We start from the raw sequence: 18,594 nt of genomic DNA, 5'->3' as shown, positions 1-18,594 counted from the left end.
TCAGCGCTCGTATCCGAGGAAGCGGTAGCGGATGCCGGTGCGGGAGGTCTGCCACTCCCCCTCGTCGACGAGACGCCACCCCGCCTTCGACGGGGCGTAAGCGTCGCCCGCGACGTCGACGTCGAGCTCCGTCACCTCGAGACGGTCGGCATCCGCCGACACCTGACGGAAGATCTCGGCGCCGCCGATGACCCATACCCGCTCCTGCCCGCGGACCGCTTCGGCGACGGTGGCTGCGCGCCGCGCACCCTCCCCCGCCCAGTCCTGCTGTCGCGTGATGACGATGTTCTCGCGCCCGGGAAGCGGACGGAACCGCTCCGGCAGCGAATCCCAGGTCTTGCGACCCATCACGACGGGAGCGCCGAGCGTCACGTCCTTGAAGTGCGCGAGGTCCTCGGGAACATGCCACGGCATCCCCCCCTCGGCGCCGATGACGCCTCCGTGCGCCTCCGCCCAGATCAGGCCCACCCACGTCATACGGCCACCGCCGCGCGGATCGGGGCGTGGTGCTGGTAGCCCTCGACGACGAAGTCCTCGTACCGGTAGTCGAGGATCGACTCGGGCGTCCGCGCGAAGCGGAGCGTCGGATAGGGGTACGCCTCACGCGAGAGCTGCTCGCGCACCTGCTCGACGTGGTTGTCGTAGATGTGGCAGTCGCCACCGGTCCAGACGAAGTCGCCGGGCTCGAGGCCGACCTGCTGCGCGACCATCAGCGTGAGGAGCGCGTAGGAGGCGATGTTGAACGGGACGCCGAGGAAGAGGTCGGCGCTGCGCTGATACAGCTGGCACGACAGCTTGCCGTCGGCGACGTAGAACTGGAACAGGGCGTGGCACGGAGCCAGCGCCATGTCGGGGATGTCGGCGGGGTTCCAGGCCGACACGATGAGCCGACGCGAGTCGGGGGTGGCCCTGATCTGCTCGATCACCTCGGACAACTGGTCGATGCTCTCGCCGTCCGGCGTCGGCCACGAGCGCCACTGCACTCCGTAGACAGGACCGAGGTCGCCCTCGGCATCCGCCCATTCGTCCCAGATGGTGACGCCGTTCTCCTGCAGCCATCGCACGTTCGAGTCGCCGCGCAGGAACCAGAGCAGTTCGTACGCGATGGACTTGAAGTGCACGCGCTTCGTGGTGATGAGCGGGAAGCCCTTCGCGAGGTCGAAGCGGATCTGCCGTCCGAACACGCTCGTGGTGCCGGTTCCGGTGCGATCCGACTTGTGCGTGCCGGTCTCCAGCACGTCGCGGAGCAGGTCTTCGTACGGCGTCAGGACGGCTTCGCTCATGACAGCCAGACTACCGTCCCCACGCGGAACGAGCTCGGGCGTCTTACTCCGAAACATCGACCCCGTCGGGGGCGGGACGGACGTACGCTCTTCGCATGTCGCCACTGCTCGCCCTTGCGATCGCGGGAGTCCTCCTCGTGGTCGCCGTGCTCGTCGGAGTGGTCCTGCGCGTGCTCGACGGTCGCCGGCGAGGGGGCGGACATCTGCGATTCGACCCCGCGGATGCCGCCGCAGAGCTGGGCGCCAAGGCCACGCTCGTGCAGTTCAGCACGGAGATGTGCGCGCGATGCCCGCAGGTCAGGCGGATGCTCAGCACAATCGCCACGCAGGACGACGGGCTCGCTCACATCGAGGTCGACCTGACCCATCGCCCTGACCTGTCCACGCGCTACCGGGTGCTGCAGACGCCGACGACGTTCCTCGTCGACGGCTCGGGAGCCGTCCGCGCACGATTCAACGGCGTACCGCACCGGCACGCCCTCACCGAAGCCCTCGCCGCCGTCTGAGGCACAGTCTGGAGTCCCCCATGTCCACTCCCGCCGGCATCGACCCCCGCGGCCCCCGCTTCGCCGCGACGATCACGACCGTGCTGCTGCTCGTGGCCACGTTCCTCGGACTCATCGGGATCTCCACCGCCCGGGCGACCACCGCGACCTTCGGCTGGTTCGCCTATCAGCCGCTGGCGGACGCGACGTTCCCCTCGGACGGGTGGGCGCTCTCATCGGCGTCTCTCGTGCAGCGCGTGCTCGACCCCGCGTTCCTGCTCACGCTCGTGATCGCCCTGCTCTTCCTGTGGAGCGTCGTGTCTCCGTCGACCGCCCCCTGGGGCGTTCTCTTCCGCAGAGCCGTGCGCCCTCGCCTCGCTCCCCCGACCGAGCTCGAAGACCCGCGCCCTCCGCGATTCGCTCAGGGAGTGGGCCTCTTCGTGGTCACGATCGGACTCGTGCTCCACCTGCTCGGCGTGCCGTGGGCACTCCCCATCGCGACGGCCGCCGCCTTCATCGCCGCTTTCCTGAACGCCGCGTTCGGACTCTGCCTGGGTTGCCAGCTCTACCTGCTGCTCCAGCGCGCCGGACTCGTCGGTAGGGCCGCCTCCCCCGCCTGAGCGCGCTGTTCCGCAGGGTCGCCCCGGTAGGTAGGCTGGCCGGGACGCGACGCTGCCGCTCGGGCAGTGCGAGAACCGGAGGTCACCATGCCCGTCACCAGCGAAGCCACCAGCACCTGGACCGGATCGCTCATGGAAGGCTCGGGCACCGTCGCGTTCTCGTCGTCGAACCTGGGCACCTTCCCGATCGACTGGAAGGCCCGCAGCGAAGGCAGCGACACCACCACCACGCCGGAGGAGCTCATCGCGGCCGCTCATGCGTCCTGCTTCAGCATGGCGCTCTCGCACGCCCTCGCCGAGAACGGCACCCCGCCGGAGCGCGTGAACACGAGCGCATCGGTCACCTTCAAGCCCGGCACCGGCATCACCGGCAGCCACCTCAACGTGAACGCCTCCGTGCCGGGGCTCACCCCCGAGCAGTTCCAGGAGATCGCCGAGGGCGCCAAGGTCGGCTGCCCCGTGTCTCAGGCGCTCGCGGGCATCGAGATCACCCTCGAGGCGACGCTCGCCTGATCAGGCGCGTTCGAGGCGGATCGCCTCGCGGATGCTGGCCCGGGCGTCCTTGCGGCGCCCGGCGGCATCCTGCACCACACCGAGCCGATAGCGTGCACGCCAGTCGTCCGGCGCCTCCTCGGCGGCCGCGGTGTACTTCGCGATCATCGGCTCCACGTCCTCGCGGGGCAGACGTCCGCTCGCGCTGACCTCGCCCTCCGCCTCCGGCATCCCGCCCTCGGCGTCGAGCGCACGACCCAGCCGATCAGCGGCGAACCCGAAGCGCGTCTCGCGATAGAGCGCCCACGCGCCGATCAGCGGCATCACCAGGAGCGCGACGCCGATCGCGATGGCGATGGGCTCGCCCGTCATCAGCATGACGATGGCGCGTTGCCCCACGACGACGAGATACAGCGCCAGGCAGGCGCCCATCACGGCGACGCCGATACGCGACATCATGATCGGATGCCGATGTCGATCATGTTCTCCAGCCCCACGACCACGCCGGTCGCGGTCAACGCATGCGGCACGGCCAGGCGGATGCCGGGGGCGTAGGCGAGAGCGGAGTCGACGGTGTCGTGCGTGAACGTCAGCGACTCTCCCGGTCCGGAGAGGATGACCTCCTGCTTCGCGATGACCCCGGGGCGTCGCAGCGAGTGGATCGGCACACTGCCGACCTGCTGGCCACGGGCGCGCTGGTCGGCGTGCGGGGCGCTCACCGGCCCCTGCTCCGCACGCGCAGCGGCGATCAGCTCCGCCGTGCGCACGGCGGTGCCGCTGGGGGAATCGATCTTCGAGGCGTGGTGAGCCTCGATGATCTCGGCAGAGCCGAAGAACGGGGCGGCTGCCGCTGCGAGAGCCGATCCCAGCACCGACCCCAGCGAGAAGTTCGGGATGAACACGGCGCCCGTCCCCGCGGCCTCGACGAGCGGACGGACGAGAGCGATGCGCTCCGCCGACCAGCCGGAGGTGGCGACGAGCACGTTGATGCCGCGTTCGACCGCTGCGCGCACGACGTCGATGCTGATCTGGGGCGTCGTCGCGTCGATGACGAGATCGACGCCGTCCATCTCCGAGAGGTCGCTCGACGACGTCAGCACGCGGCTCACCTCGATCCCGTCGAGCTCGTCGATCACCGTGTGGATGATCTTCCCGAGCTTTCCGGTTCCGCCGACGAGTGCAACGTGCTGGGTCATGGGTCCAGTCTATTTCGGGTGGAGCAGCGCCCGGTCCGCAGCGGAATCCGCCCGCAGTTCGCGTCTCCTGCTCAGACGGGCATGCCGTCGGGGATGCCCGTGCGGAGCTCCACCGGGAGGTGCCCGGTGTCGTTGTGCGTGAGGAGCGTCCAGGGACGCCCCTGCTTCTGAGCGATCACGGTGAGCCCGCAGTGGGCCTGGTTGAGGGTCATCCAGCGCCACTCGGGCGCGCCCAGCACCTCCCGGACGAACCAGGAGATCACGAAGTTGTGCGTGATGAGCACCTCGTGCACGTCACCGGTCTTGCGCACGAGGAACTCGTTCACCGCGTCGGCCATCTGCGCACCGCCCGCCTCGATCTCCGCCTCGGTGACCGAGCCGAAGAAGGGCTCGAACGCCGCAGGCGTCTCCTCCGTCATGCCGGTGGGAACGCAGTCGAAGAGCAGCGCCGTCGGCTCGGGGTCGACGGACGGGAGGCGCTCGGCGACCGCACGCGCCGTCTCGTTCGCCCGCAGCAGCGGCGAATGCCACACCGCGTCGAGAGGGAGCCCGGAGAGGCGGTCGGCGATCAGCTCCGCCTGACGCTGCCCCCTGGGCGAGAGGGGTCCGTCGGCGAGGCCGTGCTCGGCATCCTGATGTTCACCGTGTCTGACCAGATATATGTAGTGCGTCACAACTCGCTCGCTTCATCGCCAGCATCTGCCGGGCTTCACTCCACCATATGCCAGGTATGTGACGGCCGCGTGACGACGCTCAGTTGCCCGCGCGAGTGAGGTCGGCGACCTGCGCGCGGGACAGCGTGACCCCTGCGCCCTGCATGAGCTCGTCGACGTGATCGGTCGCGAAGGTGTTCACGATCGGCGCCGCGATGGTGCGCTGAGCGAGCAGCCAGGCGATCGAGACGGCGGCGACAGGCACCGACAGCTCGGTCGCGACCTGGTCGAGCGCCCGCAGGATCTTGATGCCCCGACGGTTGAGGTGGCTCCTCAGCTGCTCGCCCCGAACCCCCTGGGATGCGAGCGCCTTGCTGCGGTGGCGACCGGACAGGAAGCCGTGCTCCAGCGCGTGCGACGGCGTGACCGCCAGGTTCTGTGCGCCGGCGACAAGTCGCAGGTCGCCCTCGAAGGGCTGACGGCGGACGAGGTTGTACGGCGCATCGATGACCTCGATGCGCGGATAGCCCGCGGAGGCGAGGATACGCGCTTCGACGAGGCGCTCCGGCGAGAAGCCGAAGGCGCCGACCGAGCCGATCTTCCCGGCCTCGACGAGCCACTCCACCGTGGCGAGCGTGTCTTCGAGGTTGGTCGTGACGTCGAGTGTGGCGTCGAGGTACAGCACGTCGATGCGCTCGACGCCGAGTCGCGTGAGCGAACCCTCCACGGCGCGCACCAGGTTCACCGAACCGAGGCCGGGGTTGTCGGCGTGAGCGCCGATGCGGACGCTCAGCAGGGTGCGGTCGCGGAGCCCGCGAGAACGCAGCCACTGGCCGATGATGTGCTCGCTGCGACCGCCGGAGAATCCGTCGGCGGTGTGGATCGCGTTGCCGCCGAACTCGATGTAGCGGTCGAGGATGCCGTGGCTGGTCTCGAGATCGACGTTCCAGCCGAACTCGGCGGCTCCGAGCATGAGGGGGAACGTCTCGAAGCCCGTCTCGCCGAGCGCGACGCGAATGTTCTCGCCGACGCCTGGGCCGACGATCGGAATGGGCGCGGACGGGTGCTCAGCGGTCTCGTGCTGTGCACGCTCGACCGGCGCTCCTGCGCCTACGCTGAACAACCGCATACTTTCACCCCCGCGTCGATCGGTGCGTTCCGACCTGCGTCACTGCTTGTGTGTGCACCCCCCGGTGCGTACTTCGAGGGTAAGCGACATCTGGGAACGGGCCGTCCATTCCGGCGAACGCCGCGGAAACTTCCCGTAACGTTTTGGTCACATCGAATACGACGGAACCCGGCCCCTCCACGAAGGAGGAGCCGGGTTCCGTGCGAGCATCGATGCTTACTCGGCGGCGGCGTCCTCCGCAGGAGCCGCATCGGCTGCCGGAGCGTCGTCGAGGACGGGCTCGAGCGACAGCTTGCCGCGGTCGTCGATCTTCGTGATCTTCACGAGGATCTTCTGGCCGACGGACAGCACGTCCTCGACGTTCTCGACGCGCTTGCCACCGGCGAGCTTGCGCACCTCGGTGACGTGCAGCAGGCCGTCCTTGCCCGGGAGCAGCGAGATGAAGGCGCCGAAGGTGGCGATCTTCACGACGGTTCCGAGGAACTGCTCGCCGACCTCGGGGTTGGTCGGGTTGGCGATCGCGTTGACCTGGGCGCGGGCGGCCTCGGCCGAGGGGCCGTCGGTCGCGCCGATGTAGACGGTGCCGTCCTCCTCGATGGAGATCTGAGCGCCGGTCTCGTCCTGGATCGCGTTGATCGTCTTGCCCTTCGGGCCGATCAGCTCGCCGATCTTGTCGACCGGGATCTGGACGCTGATGACGCGAGGCGCGGTCGGCGCCATCTCGTCGGGAGCATCGATCGCGGCGTTCAGGACGTTGAGGATCGTCAGACGGGCCTCGCGGGCCTGGGTCAGCGCGCCCGCGAGCACCGACGACGGGATGCCGTCGAGCTTCGTGTCGAGCTGGATCGCCGTGACGAACTCGCTCGTGCCGGCGACCTTGAAGTCCATGTCGCCGAGAGCGTCCTCAGCACCAAGGATGTCGGTCAGCGCCGCGTAGCGGGTCTCGCCGTCGACCTCGTCGGAGACGAGGCCCATCGCGATGCCGGCGACGGGGGCGCGCAGCGGCACACCCGCGTTCAGCAGCGACAGGGTGGACGCGCAGACGGAGCCCATCGAGGTCGAGCCGTTGGAGCTGAGCGCCTCAGAGACCTGACGGATCGCGTAGGGGAACTCCTCGCGGCTCGGCAGCACCGGCACGAGTGCGCGCTCGGCGAGGAAGCCGTGCCCGATCTCGCGACGCTTCGGCGACCCCACGCGGCCGGTCTCACCGGTCGAGTAGGGCGGGAAGTTGTAGTGGTGCATGTAGCGCTTGCTCGTCGTCGGGGACAGCGAGTCGATCTGCTGCTCCATCTTGAGCATGTTCAGCGTGGTGACGCCCAGGATCTGGGTCTCACCGCGCTGGAAGATCGCGGAGCCGTGGACGCGCGGGATGACCTGCACCTCGGCATCGAGCGGACGGATGTCCGCCAGGCCGCGACCGTCGATGCGGACGCTCTCGGTCAGGATGCGACCACGGACGATCTTCTTCGTGACCGACTTGTAGGCGGCGGAGAACTCGCCCAGCGCCGACTCGGGCAGCGTGCCCGCCTCAACCGCTGCGGCGAGCTCGGCCTTGACGCGGTCCTTGATCGCATCGTCGGCGTTCTGGCGCTCGACCTTGTCAGCGATCTGGTAGACGTCGGTGAGCTCGGCGAACGCGCGCTCGGAGACGAAGTCGAGGACCTCGTCGGCGTACGGCGGGAAGACCGGGTACACGCCCGGCTCCTTCGACGCCGTGGCGGCGAGCTCGGCCTGAGCCTTGACGAGCTGCGCGATGAACGGCTTCGAGGCCTCGAGGCCCTGGGCCACGATCTCCTCGCTCGGCTTGGTGGCGCCGGCCTTGATGAGGTTCCAGCTGCCCTCGGTGGCCTCGGCCTCGACCATCATGATGGCGACGTCTTCCGTGCCATCGGACTTGGTGACGACACGACCGGCGACGATCAGGTCGAACACGGCCTCGGACACCTGCTCGGCGGTCGGGAACGCGACCCACTGGTCGGCGTGCTCGCCGTGACCCGGGATGAACGCGAGGCGCACACCGGCGACGGGGCCGGAGAACGGCAGACCCGAGATCTGGGTCGACGCGGAGGCCGCGTTGATCGCCAGAGCGTCGTAGAACTCGCCGGGAGCGATCGACAGGACGGTGATGACGATCTGGACCTCGTTGCGCAGGCCGTCGACGAACGACGGACGCAGCGGGCGGTCGATCAGACGGCAGACCAGGATCGCCTCGGTGGAGGGGCGGCCCTCGCGACGGAAGAACGAGCCGGGGATCTTGCCGGCGGCGTAGGAGCGCTCCTCGACGTCGACCGTCAGCGGGAAGAAGTCGAAGCCCTCGCGCGGGTGCTTGCCTGCGCTGGTGGCCGAGAGGAGCATGGTCTCGCCGTCGAGGTACGCGGCGACTGCGCCCTGAGCCTGCTGCGCGAGGCGGCCGGTCTCGAAGCGGATGGTGCGGGTGCCGAAGCGGCCGTTGTCGAGAACGGCCTCGGTGGCGGTGATTTCAGGACCTTCCAAGAGGTCTCTCCTTCTTTGTTTAGACTCGCGAATCCGTATGACGCGCGAGCGTGTTCATGAAGGAGCGGAAGGGCAGGGTTCGGGCGCGCGGGCACTCCCGCGAATGTCGCCTGCGCTGGCCACCAGTAGAAAGCCACCCGACGATCGCCGAGGAACCCACCACAGGGGACCAGCTTCTCCGCCGATCGCTCCATGAGTCGATATGAAGTTGTGGGGTTGACACACGTCAACTCCCCCACCCTACCAGCGAGGGGCGGATTCCGACGTGGCGCCGGGGGCATCGCGGATCGGACACTCCCCGGTCATCGACCGTTCAGCCGGCGGTCGCCGCGGCGTGGCCGGCATCCGCTGGTCTGTACACATGCGCATGTCAGTGATCGGCTGCGGGTACCTCGGTGCCGTGCACGCCGCGGCGATGGCCTCGATCGGACACGACGTCATCGGCATCGACGTCGACGAGCGGAAGATCTCGTCTCTCTCCGACGGCGTCGCCCCCTTCTTCGAACCACAACTGACCGAGCTGCTGCAGGAGGGACTCGCGTCAGGGCGCCTGCACTTCAGCGCGCGCATGGCGGATGCCGCAGGCTCCGCCGTGCACTTCCTCGCCGTCGGCACCCCGCAGGTCGCGGGTGGGCAGGCCGCCGACCTGCGGTTCGTGGATTCCGCGGTCGACTCGCTCCTCCCGCACCTCCGACCCGGGGACGTGCTCGCCGGCAAATCCACCGTCCCCGTCGGCACCGCGACCCGCCTCGCCGCGAAGGTCGCGGAGACCGGGGCCACCGTGGTGTGGAATCCGGAGTTCCTGCGCGAGGGATGGGCCGTGCACGACACCATCTCGCCCGACCGCATCGTGGCGGGCGTGCCGGACGGCACAGACGGGGAGAGCGCCGCCGATCTACTCCGGGAGGTGTACCGCCCCGCCGTGGATGCCGGGACGCCGTTCCTCGTGACGGATCTCGCCACCGCCGAACTGGTCAAGGGCGCCGCCAACGCGTTCCTCGCCACGAAGATCTCCTTCATCAACGCGATGGCGGAGATCGCGGAGGCCGCCGGCGCGGATGTGGCGCTTCTCGCCGACGCCCTCGGCCACGACACGCGGATCGGGCGACGCTACCTCGGCTCGGGCATCGGGTTCGGCGGCGGCTGCCTGCCCAAGGACATCAGGGCCTTCGCCGCACGCGCGGAGGAGCTGGGCCGCCGCGAGGCCGTGGGCTTCCTGCACGAGGTGGACGCGATCAATCTGCGGCGGCGCGAGCGCGCCGTCCGTCTCGTCGTCGATGCGCTGGGCGGGCTCGTGTTCGGCGCCCGCATCGCCGTGCTCGGAGCGGCCTTCAAGCCGTTCAGCGACGACATCCGCGACTCCCCTGCGCTGGACGTCGCCGTGCGCCTGCGGGGTCTCGGTGCGGACGTGATCGTCACCGACCCCGCCGCGACCGAGAACGCCGCCACCGTGCATCCGCAGCTCTCCTACACGCGAGAGAGGGACGAGGCTCTTCGAGACGCCGATGCGGTCGTCATCGTGACCGAATGGGACGAGTACCGCCGCGATCTCACTCCTGAGCACGCCGGCGCACTGGTCTCGAAGCGCATCGTCATCGACGGTCGCAACTGCCTCGACTCGGCCGCGTGGCGTGCCGCCGGGTGGACGTACCACGGCATGGGCCGCCGCTAGCGAGACCGCTGCCCCGCGAGCACGTGCCGCGGGGCAGTGGTCAGCGCACCTCCACCGCGCTCTGCACGGACGAGCGTCCGAGGTACACGTAGTCGTCGTGCTTCGCCGACCTGCCGTCTCCCGCGGCGCGGCCATGCAGCCGGCGCCAGACCCAGGGCAGCGCGTGGCGGCGCCACCAGACTCCTGCACCGATCGGCTCGTGCTCGTGCAGAGCGGCGTCCAGCGTTCCGAGCGCCTCCGCATGCGGCACGCCGAGCACCTCACCGGCGCGGTACGCGAGGAACCGGTGCCCTCTGCTGCTGAGGTGCACGAGGTCCTCCCCCCAGTTGGGCCGGTCTCGCAGCGACGGATGCAGATCGGTGTCGATGAGGATCGCGCCTGTGCGCGCGGCGACTCCGCTCAGCGCGGTCGCGAAGGCGGCGAACCGTCGCGTGTAGATCGCCGCCGCGCGACGTCCGGGGAGGAAGGGGGTGACGAGCACCACGTCCGCGCCGCACGCTCTGAGGCGCTCCACCGCGTCCTCGACCCGTCGTGCCAGGGCCGGGACGTCGACGTTCGGCTTCACCAGGTCGTTCGCCCCGACGAGGATCGACACGAGGTCTGGGCGGAGCTGCAGCGCTCGCTCGAGCTGGGGGCCGCACACGTCCGACACCCGCTTCGAACGGATCGCGAGGTTCGCGTAGTGCAGTCCTCCGCGGGCCGCGAGCAGCAGTGCGAGGCGATCCGCCCAGCCCCGCAGCGCGCCGTCCGGCGCCGGATCGCACAGCCCCTCGGTCAGGGAGTCGCCGAGGGCGACGTAGCGCCGCCAGCGCGTCTGCGGGGCCGGCGTCGACCGCTCCGGCCTGACCACGCGGCGAGCGCGCAGGCCGCGGTCCACCGCCCCCAGGAGCATCGCGTCGTCGAAGTGCGAGAGCAGCTGATCGCATACGCCGGCCCAGCTGCGCCCCTGCACGGCCTCGTGCCCCGCTTCCCCGAAGGCTCTGCGCTTGCGGACGTCGCCGGCGAGATCGGCCACGCGCATCCGCAGATCGTCGAGGTCGCCGGGTCGGTAGAGCCATCCGTCGATGCCCATGCGCACGAGGTCGAGGGGGCCGCCGCGCCCCGTGGCGACGACGGGGACGCCGCTCGCGTGGGCCTCCTGAAGGGTCTGTCCGAATGTCTCGCTCTCCCCCGGGTGCACGAAGACGTCGAACGAGGCCAGCGCCGCGGCGAGCGCATCGCCGTCGAGATGGCCGAGGAACAGCGCCTCGGGGAGCAGAGTCTCCAGCCGCTGTCTGCTCGGACCGTCGCCGACGATCACCAGTCGGGTGCCGGGGATCCCGCGCAGCGCGACGAGGTCCTCGACCTGCTTCTCCGGGGCGAGCCTGCCCACGTAGCCGATCACGGTCTCCGCACCCCAGGACCCGCGCAGAGCGGAGTCGCGTCGCAGCGGCTGGAAGCGCTCGGCATCCACCCCTCTCCCCCAGCGCCGCACCCTGTCGACGCCGAGCGTCGCGAGCTGATGGGCGGAATCCGCCGATGGCGCGAGCGTGAGCGTGGCCCTGCGGTGCAGCCGCGCGATGTGCGTCTGCGCGATGCCGGTGGTGGCGGCGATCCGGTAGCGCTCCGTGTACGCGGCGACATCGGTCTGATAGGCGGCGACCGATGCGACGCCCAGACGCTCGGCCGCGAGCACCCCGCGCCACCCCAGGGCGAACGGCGAGGCCAGATGCACGACGTCCGGTTGGAACCGGCGCAGGGATGCCGCGACGCGATGCGCCGGGGACGTACCCACTCTGACGTTGCGATAGCCGGGGAGCGGGAGGCTGGGGATCGACTCGACGACCGCTCCGTGCACGGAGTCGGGGATGCCGACGGCGTCCGGTGCGATCACGTGCGCCTCATGGCCCGTGCGCTCGAGGTGCCTCAGGATCTGCAGCACGGATCCGGTGACACCGTTCATGTGCGGAAGGAAGGACTCTGTCACGATCGCGACTCTCACACGCTCAGGATGCCGTCGTCTCGAGGGCCTCGGCGTCCGAAACAGACCTGGGCACCAGATGTTCACCGGATGCTGGAGCGCCCGTCACCGGCTATCCCGCCGTTGGTTGCCGTTCACCTGGGCCGCGCACTCTGGAGCCGTGCCGCTCGATCTGCTCTCCACCCCCTGGGCCCTCGCCGTGATGAGCCTCCTCGTCCTGGGCGACGCCTTCTTCGTGGTGATACCCGGGGAGATCGCCGTCACCGCGCTCGGTGCGATCTCCGCGTCGTCCGGTACCCCTCCCCTCTGGGCGGTGATCGGCTGCGCGGGCATCGCCGCCGCGGCCGGAGACGCCGCCTGCTATCTGATCGGGCGCACGGTCGGCACGGAGCGCTGGCGGTGGATGCGCACCGCCAGGGTGCAGCAGGCTCTCGCGTGGGCTCGGCGCCGGCTCGACACGGGAACGGCCACAGTGCTCTTCACGGCGAGGTTCGTGCCCTTCGCCCGACTCGCGATCAATCTCGTGGCAGGAGCCTCGCGCATCCACCCTCCCCGCTACCTGGCCCTCGTCTTCCTCGCCGCACTGGGGTGGGCCGCCTATCAGGCCTCGGTCGGAGCGATCGTGGCCACACTCATCCCCGGCGGCCCCGTGGTGGCGGTGCTCGTCTCGATCGCCGTCGCGGTCGGGCTCGGCGCGGCGATCGACCTGTCGACCCGCAGACTGCGGAAGTGAACAGCCGACCGGCGGGGGCGTGCCCTAGGCTGGCGGACATGAGCACCGAAGAAGGCGCGTCCTCGACCGAGGACATGAAGCGCAAGTTCAAGGAAGCGCTCGAGAAGAAGAACGCGCACCACCGGCAGGGCGAGGCCCACCTCGACGGCGACTCCGCCGTCCATGGCGCGCCCGCCCCGCAGACGCGGCGCGAGTTCCGACGCAAGAGCGGTTGACCACACGGATGCGGGAACCGGCTTCCACCGGCTCCCGCATCCCTCACCGCCCGCTCACCCCTGGGAGGCGCGTGCTCTCGCCCTCTCCTCCTTCGCCGACATCTCGGCCACGGCGGCATCGTTGAGCTCGGTCAGATCGGCGGCCTGAGGTGCGGGAGCATCTCCGTGAGCGTCCACTCCGTCGAGCACCGACTCATCGAACGGCAGCTCGCCGCCAAGCACCTGCCGCACACGATCGCGATCGATCTGGCGGGTCCAGGTGCCGATGAGGAGCGTCGCGACCGCGTTGCCCGTGAAGTTCGTCAGCGCGCGTCCCTCCGACATGAACCGGTCGATCCCGACGATCACGCCCACGCCGTCGACGAGGTCGGGACGGTAGGCCTGCAGTCCTCCGGCGAGAGTGGCGAGGCCGGCCCCGGTGACGCCCGCAGCACCCTTGCTCGCGATGATCATGAACACCAGCAGGCCGATCTGCTCGCCGATCGACATCGGCTGCCCCATTCCCGTGGCGATGAACAGCGACGCCATCGTCAGGTAGATCGCCGTTCCGTCGAGGTTGAACGAGTAGCCGGTGGGGACGGTGATGCCGACGACCGGCTTGGAGACGCCGACGTGCTCCATCTTGGCGATGAGGCGGGGCAGCGCGGACTCCGAGGACGAGGTGCCGACGATCAGCAGGTACTCCCGAGCCAGGTACTTCATCAGGCTGAAGATGTTGACCCTCGTCACAGTCCACAGCAGAGCACCGAGCACGACGACGATGAACACGATGCATGTGATGTAGAACGCCACCATCAGCACGCCGAGACTCCAGATCGCCGCGATCCCCGTCTTGCCGACGACGGCGGCGATGGCGCCGAACGCGCCGAGCGGGGCGAGCCACAGGATCATCCCGAGGATGCGGAACACCAGCTTCTGCAGCTGCTTGACGGCGTCCATGATGCCGGCACCGCGCTCGCCGAGCCCCTGCAGCGCGAACCCGACCAGGAGAGCGATGAACAGCACCTGGAGCACGCTCTCCCCCGTGAACGCCGCGAAGAAGGTGGGCGGGATGATGCCGAGCACGAACTCCTGAGTGGTCTTCGCCTCGGTCGTGGTGGCGTCATAGGTCGCCCCCGCCATGTTCAGGCCCTCGCCGGGGTGGATGATGTTTCCGACGACGAGGCCGATGGCCAGGGCGAACGTCGACATCACCAGGAAGTAGCCGAGTGCGAGCCCGCCGATCTTCCCGACGGTGGCGGCTTTCGCGATCGAGCCGATGCCGATCACGATCGTGCAGAAGATGATGGGGGCGATCATCATCTTGATCAGCGAGACGAAGCCCTTGCCGATGGGCTCCAGCGCCTGTGCGAACTCCGGCCAGACGAGTCCGACCACCGCGCCGAGAACGACGGCGATGATCACCGACACATACAGCCAGGTGTGCCGGTCCCAGGCCTGCTTTCCGCGTCGCCAGTGGAATCCCGGCAGTGTGAATCCGGTCGTGATGGCCATGTGTCCTCCTCGGTCATGAACGTCGTCGTGTCATGCGTCTCCCCGCGTCGTCGCGGGGCGTGACATCACCGTCGCCGACTTCACAGACGGGCGCCATTTGTGGTCGTATTGGTCACGACCAGGCCGACGAGGACCGGAGGATGCCGATGACGCAGCGCCGCACGCTCAGCGCCGCCACCCGCGTCTTCCTCGTCCTCATCTCGGCCGCGGCGGTGATCGGCATCCTCGTCGCCGGGTTCCTCGTGGCGGAGACGCAGCGCGCCGTGCAGGCGGAGGCCGAGCGCGTGACCGGGGCCACCGCGGCGGCGATCGCCGCATCCGGTGCGGTGTCGAGCGCCCTCCGAGACGACGATGCCGACGCGGCGACCGCCGCCCTCGAGCCGTATGCGCTCTCCGTCATCGATTCCGCCGGGCTGGACTTCGTGACGATCATGACGACCGACGGCATCCGCATCACCCATCCCGACCTGTCGCAGATCGGCGGACGCTATCTCGGCACGATCCCCGAGCAGCCGGCCCCGCTCACCGAGACCTTCACCGGCACGCTCGGCCCTTCGGTCCGGACGATCGTCCCCGTGATCGACGCCGACGGCGTGCTGAGGGGCTGGGTCTCCGCGGGGGTGACGACAGAGACGATCTCCGAGACGCTCGTGCGGCGCCTTCCGCTGTCGCTGGCGATCACCCTTCTGCTCGTGGCGATCGGTGCGCTCGGAGCCTGGGCGGCCCGGCGCTTCACCCGGCGCATCGCCGGTGACCTGCCGCCGGGCACGGTCCGCGACGCCGTGTCATCGTACGAGTCGATCCGCACCCTGGGCGAGGCGCTGCGGGCGCAGACGCACGAACACGGAAACCGGATGCACACCGCTGTCGCACTGCTGGAGCTGGGGCGCACCGGCGAGGCGATCGACATCCTCACCGAGACCTCCCGGCAGAGTCAGTCGCTGGTCGACCAGGTCACGGCACGCCGCCACGGGGACCCGGCGGTGGGCGCACTCCTGCTCGGCAAGGCCTCGCAGGCGAAGGAGCGCGGCATCGACTGGAGGGTGCACATCGAACCGGAGGCCCCGCGGTCGCCCCTGTCGACCGTGGACAGCGTGTCCGTGCTCGGCAACCTCATCGACAACGCGATGGACGCGGCCTCCGCGGCGGAAGACCGATGGGTCGAGGTGTCGCTGAGCACGTCCGACGCCGGTGGGATCCTGCTCGACGTCGCCGACAGCGGCGCAGGAGTGCCGACCGAGATCAGGGAGAGGATCTTCGAGCACGGCTTCTCCACGAAGCCCGCCGACGCCCAGGGGCGCGGCGTCGGACTCGCTCTCGTCCGCTCGGTCGTGACGGATGCCGGGGGCACCGTGGAGATCCTCGACGATCCGACGACCTTCCGCGTCACGCTCCCCGCCGCAGGCAGGAGAAGGTCGTGATCCGTACGCTGATCGTCGACGACGACGCCCTGACGCTCGAACTGCATCGCACCTACGTGGAGCGCCTGGAGGGTTTCGTCGTCGGCGGCGAGTGCACCGGAGCCCGTGCGGCCCTCGCCGCGGTGCTCGATCAGCCGCCCGAGCGCGCGTTCGATCTCGTGCTTCTGGACATCACGATGCCGGACGGCACGGGTCTGGATGTGCTGCGCACGCTCCGCGCTCGTGCCGCCGCGATCGATGTGATCGCCATCACCGCCGTACGCGACGCGGAGACCGTGCGGCAGATGGCCGCGCTCGGGGTGTTCCAGTACCTGGTCAAGCCCTTCCCGTTCGCGGTGTTCGCCGAACGCCTCACCGCGTACCGGGAGCATCGCGATCAGGCCCGGACGACCGACGGGGAGGCGACCCAGGCGGAGATCGACGCCCTGCTTGGGCGGACGACGGGCAGAATCGCGCTCCCGAAGGGGCTGTCCGGCGGCACCCTCGACCGTGTCGCCACGATCCTGCGTTCGACCGGCCCGCTGTCGGCGACCGAGGCCGCAGACGCCCTGGGAATGTCGCGCGTCGCCACGCGGCGCTACCTCGAACACCTCGTCGCGGAGGGCGTCGTCGCCAAGGCCGCGCGCTACGGAACGCGCGGGCGCCCGGAGACCGAGTACGCGTGGAGCCGGAACCGGCCCGACATCGGCTGAACACCAACATCCCGCTCGCACCACTGCCCGCTCGGAGATCTTGTCGGGTCGCCGGAACCTACTGGGCGCCACCGCTTTCCGCTTCTCCCGGTCGCCTTGCGACGGAAGCCTGCATCGTTCGATTCTTCACCGACCACGCGGGAGAAACGCCCTAGGCGCTGTCTGCACTTCCATCACGCCCACCTGCGTTCAGGAGACTCTGAAGCTCTCGTGATGCCAGAACATCGCGCATCTGACGTTCGTGGCGAGGATTCTCCATGGTCATCGCGAGAATCGCGGCGACCAACAGGAGCAGTGCGAAACCCACGACCAACAGGGTCACTCCGTCCGGCGCGGCCAGCTGCGTGAGAATCCACCAAGGGAGCGCCACAACCCCGACGCCCCCGATCAGAAGAACCGACACCGCCCAAACGATGGTGATGAGAACGGGCGCGTCGTGGTGAGCACCGACGATCAGCTGGTGCCGTCGTCTATGGCCCGACTCCGATGGAACGATCAGGGGCGCGTCGCGGGGCAGCTTTCTCACGTAGGCGTCCCAGGGGATCCAGGCCTCGTACAAGGGGTTGCTCGACGTGAGATTGCGCAGCTGAAACTCGGCGTAGGCGAAGTATGCCCGCAAGATGTTCATCTCGTGAAAGTGCCGGACGATGACCGCAAAGATGAGCAGTATGACGACGGGAACGATGAGCATTCCCCACAGGAAAGGTGTGCTCTGCCCCCTCGAGGCGAGGGCCGCGGCGGCGCCGACGACAAGTCCCGCGAGCGAGACGAGCCTGATTGCCGCTGCTCCCTGGCCGCCGGCGCGAACCTGGTAGTAGTGCGCTTCACGCTGCCAAAACTGAATGGAGTTCTTGTTCCGGTCGTCGAACGCATCCGTCCCGCCGACCGTGTCGTCCTCGATCAAAATCCCCGCCCTTCGGCTGCCTTGTTCGCGGCGAAACCACGGGTGGCGCGGTCTCGCATGGAGAATACTACTGGCATGCGAACAGTCCGCAGCCTGCCCCGCCCGCGACCCAGCATTGAGGCGCGCAGCACCGTCACCCGCTGGATTCCTGCATCACGCCATGGATTCAACGTGTCGGTGACGAGTCCGAAGGCGCCGGAACGAGCATCTGCGATCGTGTTCCCGATGCCGTACGACTATCGAATCGATCGACTGGCCCTGGACCGCATGGAGATTCTTGCCGCGAGAACGAACCGCACCGTGGTGGGTGTGGAGTCTCCGGGCATCACCTTGGACGAGGCAGACCCGGTCAGTGCCAGCGCATCCTCGGTTCGTGCCGATGTGCTGCTCGCGCAGATCGGTGGCGACTACCGCCCCGCGGCCTCCCTTCAGTTGTCTGCCATAGACGATGTGCTCGGAGGTCTGCCAACTGAGCTTCATCTGGTGGGAGAATCCCTCGGCGCGCAGTTCAGTGCTGCGATCGCCGGACTGATTCCATGCCGCTCGCTCACACTCGTCGAGCCGACGAACTGCGTGGACAGGGGATGGCGTGGGCTCCTTCGGCAAGGAAAACTCCTTCGGACGATAGAGGAATCGCGGCGCGATCAGTACGTGGCCGTGAACGCGCAGCGCGGATGGCCGCCGACGTTACCGTTCGAGAAGAGCGGTTCGCACGCCGCAGCAGTTGATAGACGACTCAAGCGATTCCGCCATCAGGGCAAGTACGCGCTCGCTTCAGCGCTGGGCATGAGAAAGAGCCTCGCATCGTCGCTGGAACGGGTCGATGCGGGACTCGACGTCGTGCGAGTCTGGCGTGGAATCGACAGCACCGTATGTCTTGCGGCAGATGTCGCAGTACTCTCAGCGAGGATGGCGCCGCGTCTTCGCGTGGAGGAGACGGTGATGGTTCTCGACGGGCTGCCCGCTGGCCATCATTTCCTCACCGAGATGGATGCGATGATGCTGTTCGCCGACACGTTGGCGGGTGATATCCGTCATCCTCCTGAAACGGTTGCTTCCTCATGACGTCGTGAACGGCCGGCGTGTGGCAGGGCGGCAACGCCTGCTGCCCACGACGCGTCGTGCTGTCTGGAACTTCTCTGGGCAGGCTGA

The 18,594-nt window shown here is 68.9% G+C and carries 19 protein-coding genes; 9 read left to right on the top strand and 10 right to left on the bottom strand.

Translation table 11 applies throughout. The features are described 5' to 3' along the window. Positions 1-477, bottom strand: coding sequence for a dihydrofolate reductase (locus tag ACFY5A_RS13065; protein WP_223586576.1), 477 nt, complete (start codon positions 475-477; stop codon positions 1-3). Further along, positions 474-1,283, bottom strand: a complete 810-nt coding sequence (locus ACFY5A_RS13060) for a thymidylate synthase (protein WP_341942375.1) — start codon at positions 1,281-1,283, stop codon at positions 474-476. Before ACFY5A_RS13060 ends, ACFY5A_RS13065 begins: the two co-directional genes overlap by 4 nt. Before the next feature lie 95 nt (positions 1,284-1,378). Between ACFY5A_RS13060 and ACFY5A_RS13055 the strand changes: the two genes are divergently transcribed. From ACFY5A_RS13055 to ACFY5A_RS13045, 3 genes are all read left to right on the top strand, one after another. Next, positions 1,379-1,789, top strand: coding sequence for a thioredoxin family protein (locus tag ACFY5A_RS13055; protein WP_223586578.1), 411 nt, complete (start codon positions 1,379-1,381; stop codon positions 1,787-1,789). A gap of 20 nt (positions 1,790-1,809) precedes the next feature. Beyond that, a complete protein-coding gene (locus tag ACFY5A_RS13050; protein ID WP_387234614.1) occupies positions 1,810-2,388 on the top strand; it encodes a DUF4395 domain-containing protein in 579 nt (192 codons plus the stop codon). An 87-nt stretch (positions 2,389-2,475) separates the two neighbouring features. Beyond that, positions 2,476-2,901: an OsmC family protein gene (locus ACFY5A_RS13045; RefSeq protein WP_105676601.1), complete on the top strand. Its 426-nt coding sequence runs from the start codon at positions 2,476-2,478 to the stop codon at positions 2,899-2,901. Here the strand turns inward: ACFY5A_RS13045 and ACFY5A_RS13040 are convergent, their stop codons facing one another. From ACFY5A_RS13040 to ACFY5A_RS13020, 5 genes are all read right to left on the bottom strand, one after another. Further along, complete coding sequence (locus ACFY5A_RS13040) at positions 2,902-3,339, bottom strand: hypothetical protein (protein WP_341942377.1); 438 nt, start codon at positions 3,337-3,339, stop codon at positions 2,902-2,904. Continuing rightward, positions 3,336-4,076, bottom strand: coding sequence for a 4-hydroxy-tetrahydrodipicolinate reductase (gene dapB / locus ACFY5A_RS13035; protein ID WP_387234611.1), 741 nt, complete (start codon positions 4,074-4,076; stop codon positions 3,336-3,338). The genes ACFY5A_RS13040 and dapB overlap by 4 nt, the downstream gene beginning before the upstream one ends. 71 nt (positions 4,077-4,147) lie before the next feature. Beyond that, the gene (locus ACFY5A_RS13030) at positions 4,148-4,750 is read right to left on the bottom strand and encodes a histidine phosphatase family protein (protein WP_105676605.1); all 603 of its coding nucleotides are present in this window, start codon (positions 4,748-4,750) and stop codon (positions 4,148-4,150) included. A gap of 79 nt (positions 4,751-4,829) precedes the next feature. Next, the gene (locus tag ACFY5A_RS13025; RefSeq protein ID WP_341942378.1) at positions 4,830-5,858 is read right to left on the bottom strand and encodes an aldo/keto reductase; all 1,029 of its coding nucleotides are present in this window, start codon (positions 5,856-5,858) and stop codon (positions 4,830-4,832) included. A 216-nt stretch (positions 5,859-6,074) separates the two neighbouring features. Beyond that, positions 6,075-8,351 (bottom strand): polyribonucleotide nucleotidyltransferase, encoded by a 2,277-nt coding sequence (locus ACFY5A_RS13020; protein WP_341942379.1) that lies wholly within the window; start codon positions 8,349-8,351, stop codon positions 6,075-6,077. A 361-nt stretch (positions 8,352-8,712) separates the two neighbouring features. On the opposite strand from ACFY5A_RS13020, the gene ACFY5A_RS13015 reads away from it, so the two are divergent. Beyond that, on the top strand, positions 8,713-10,023 hold the full coding sequence (locus ACFY5A_RS13015) for a UDP-glucose dehydrogenase family protein (RefSeq protein ID WP_387234607.1): 1,311 nt from the start codon (positions 8,713-8,715) through the stop codon (positions 10,021-10,023). Positions 10,024-10,063: 40 nt separating this feature from the next. Here ACFY5A_RS13015 and ACFY5A_RS13010 read toward each other — a convergent pair whose 3' ends face one another. Further along, entirely contained in the window at positions 10,064-11,989 is a 1,926-nt protein-coding gene (locus ACFY5A_RS13010) for a GDSL-type esterase/lipase family protein (RefSeq protein WP_387234604.1), read from the bottom strand. A 154-nt stretch (positions 11,990-12,143) separates the two neighbouring features. Between ACFY5A_RS13010 and ACFY5A_RS13005 the strand changes: the two genes are divergently transcribed. Further along, positions 12,144-12,716: a DedA family protein gene (locus ACFY5A_RS13005; RefSeq protein WP_258132707.1), complete on the top strand. Its 573-nt coding sequence runs from the start codon at positions 12,144-12,146 to the stop codon at positions 12,714-12,716. Between the two features lie 38 nt (positions 12,717-12,754). After that, on the top strand, positions 12,755-12,931 hold the full coding sequence (locus tag ACFY5A_RS13000; protein WP_181155964.1) for a DUF5302 domain-containing protein: 177 nt from the start codon (positions 12,755-12,757) through the stop codon (positions 12,929-12,931). Between the two features lie 54 nt (positions 12,932-12,985). Here the strand turns inward: ACFY5A_RS13000 and ACFY5A_RS12995 are convergent, their stop codons facing one another. Next, positions 12,986-14,425 carry a cation:dicarboxylate symporter family transporter gene (locus tag ACFY5A_RS12995; protein WP_341942382.1) on the bottom strand — a complete coding sequence of 480 codons (1,440 nt, stop codon included), beginning with the start codon at positions 14,423-14,425 and terminating at the stop codon, positions 12,986-12,988. 146 nt (positions 14,426-14,571) lie between these two features. Here ACFY5A_RS12995 and ACFY5A_RS12990 point away from each other — a divergent pair, with 146 nt between their 5' ends. Both ACFY5A_RS12990 and ACFY5A_RS12985 read left to right on the top strand, forming a co-directional pair. Beyond that, positions 14,572-15,846, top strand: coding sequence for an ATP-binding protein (locus ACFY5A_RS12990; RefSeq protein WP_387234601.1), 1,275 nt, complete (start codon positions 14,572-14,574; stop codon positions 15,844-15,846). Further along, a complete protein-coding gene (locus ACFY5A_RS12985; protein ID WP_341942384.1) occupies positions 15,843-16,538 on the top strand; it encodes a response regulator in 696 nt (231 codons plus the stop codon). The genes ACFY5A_RS12990 and ACFY5A_RS12985 overlap by 4 nt, the downstream gene beginning before the upstream one ends. A gap of 151 nt (positions 16,539-16,689) precedes the next feature. Here the strand turns inward: ACFY5A_RS12985 and ACFY5A_RS12980 are convergent, their stop codons facing one another. Continuing rightward, on the bottom strand, positions 16,690-17,442 hold the full coding sequence (locus ACFY5A_RS12980; RefSeq protein ID WP_387234598.1) for a hypothetical protein: 753 nt from the start codon (positions 17,440-17,442) through the stop codon (positions 16,690-16,692). 75 nt (positions 17,443-17,517) lie between these two features. Between ACFY5A_RS12980 and ACFY5A_RS12975 the strand changes: the two genes are divergently transcribed. Beyond that, positions 17,518-18,507 carry a hypothetical protein gene (locus tag ACFY5A_RS12975; protein WP_387234595.1) on the top strand — a complete coding sequence of 330 codons (990 nt, stop codon included), beginning with the start codon at positions 17,518-17,520 and terminating at the stop codon, positions 18,505-18,507. Positions 18,508-18,594 lie beyond the last annotated feature (87 nt).

The organism is Microbacterium sp. NPDC012755 (genome assembly GCF_042901325.1).
In the GTDB taxonomy this organism is placed as follows: Bacteria; Actinomycetota; Actinomycetes; order Actinomycetales; family Microbacteriaceae; genus Microbacterium; species Microbacterium natoriense.
Note: the sequence above shows the minus strand (reverse complement) of the source record. Positions and strands in the feature narration are given on the sequence as shown.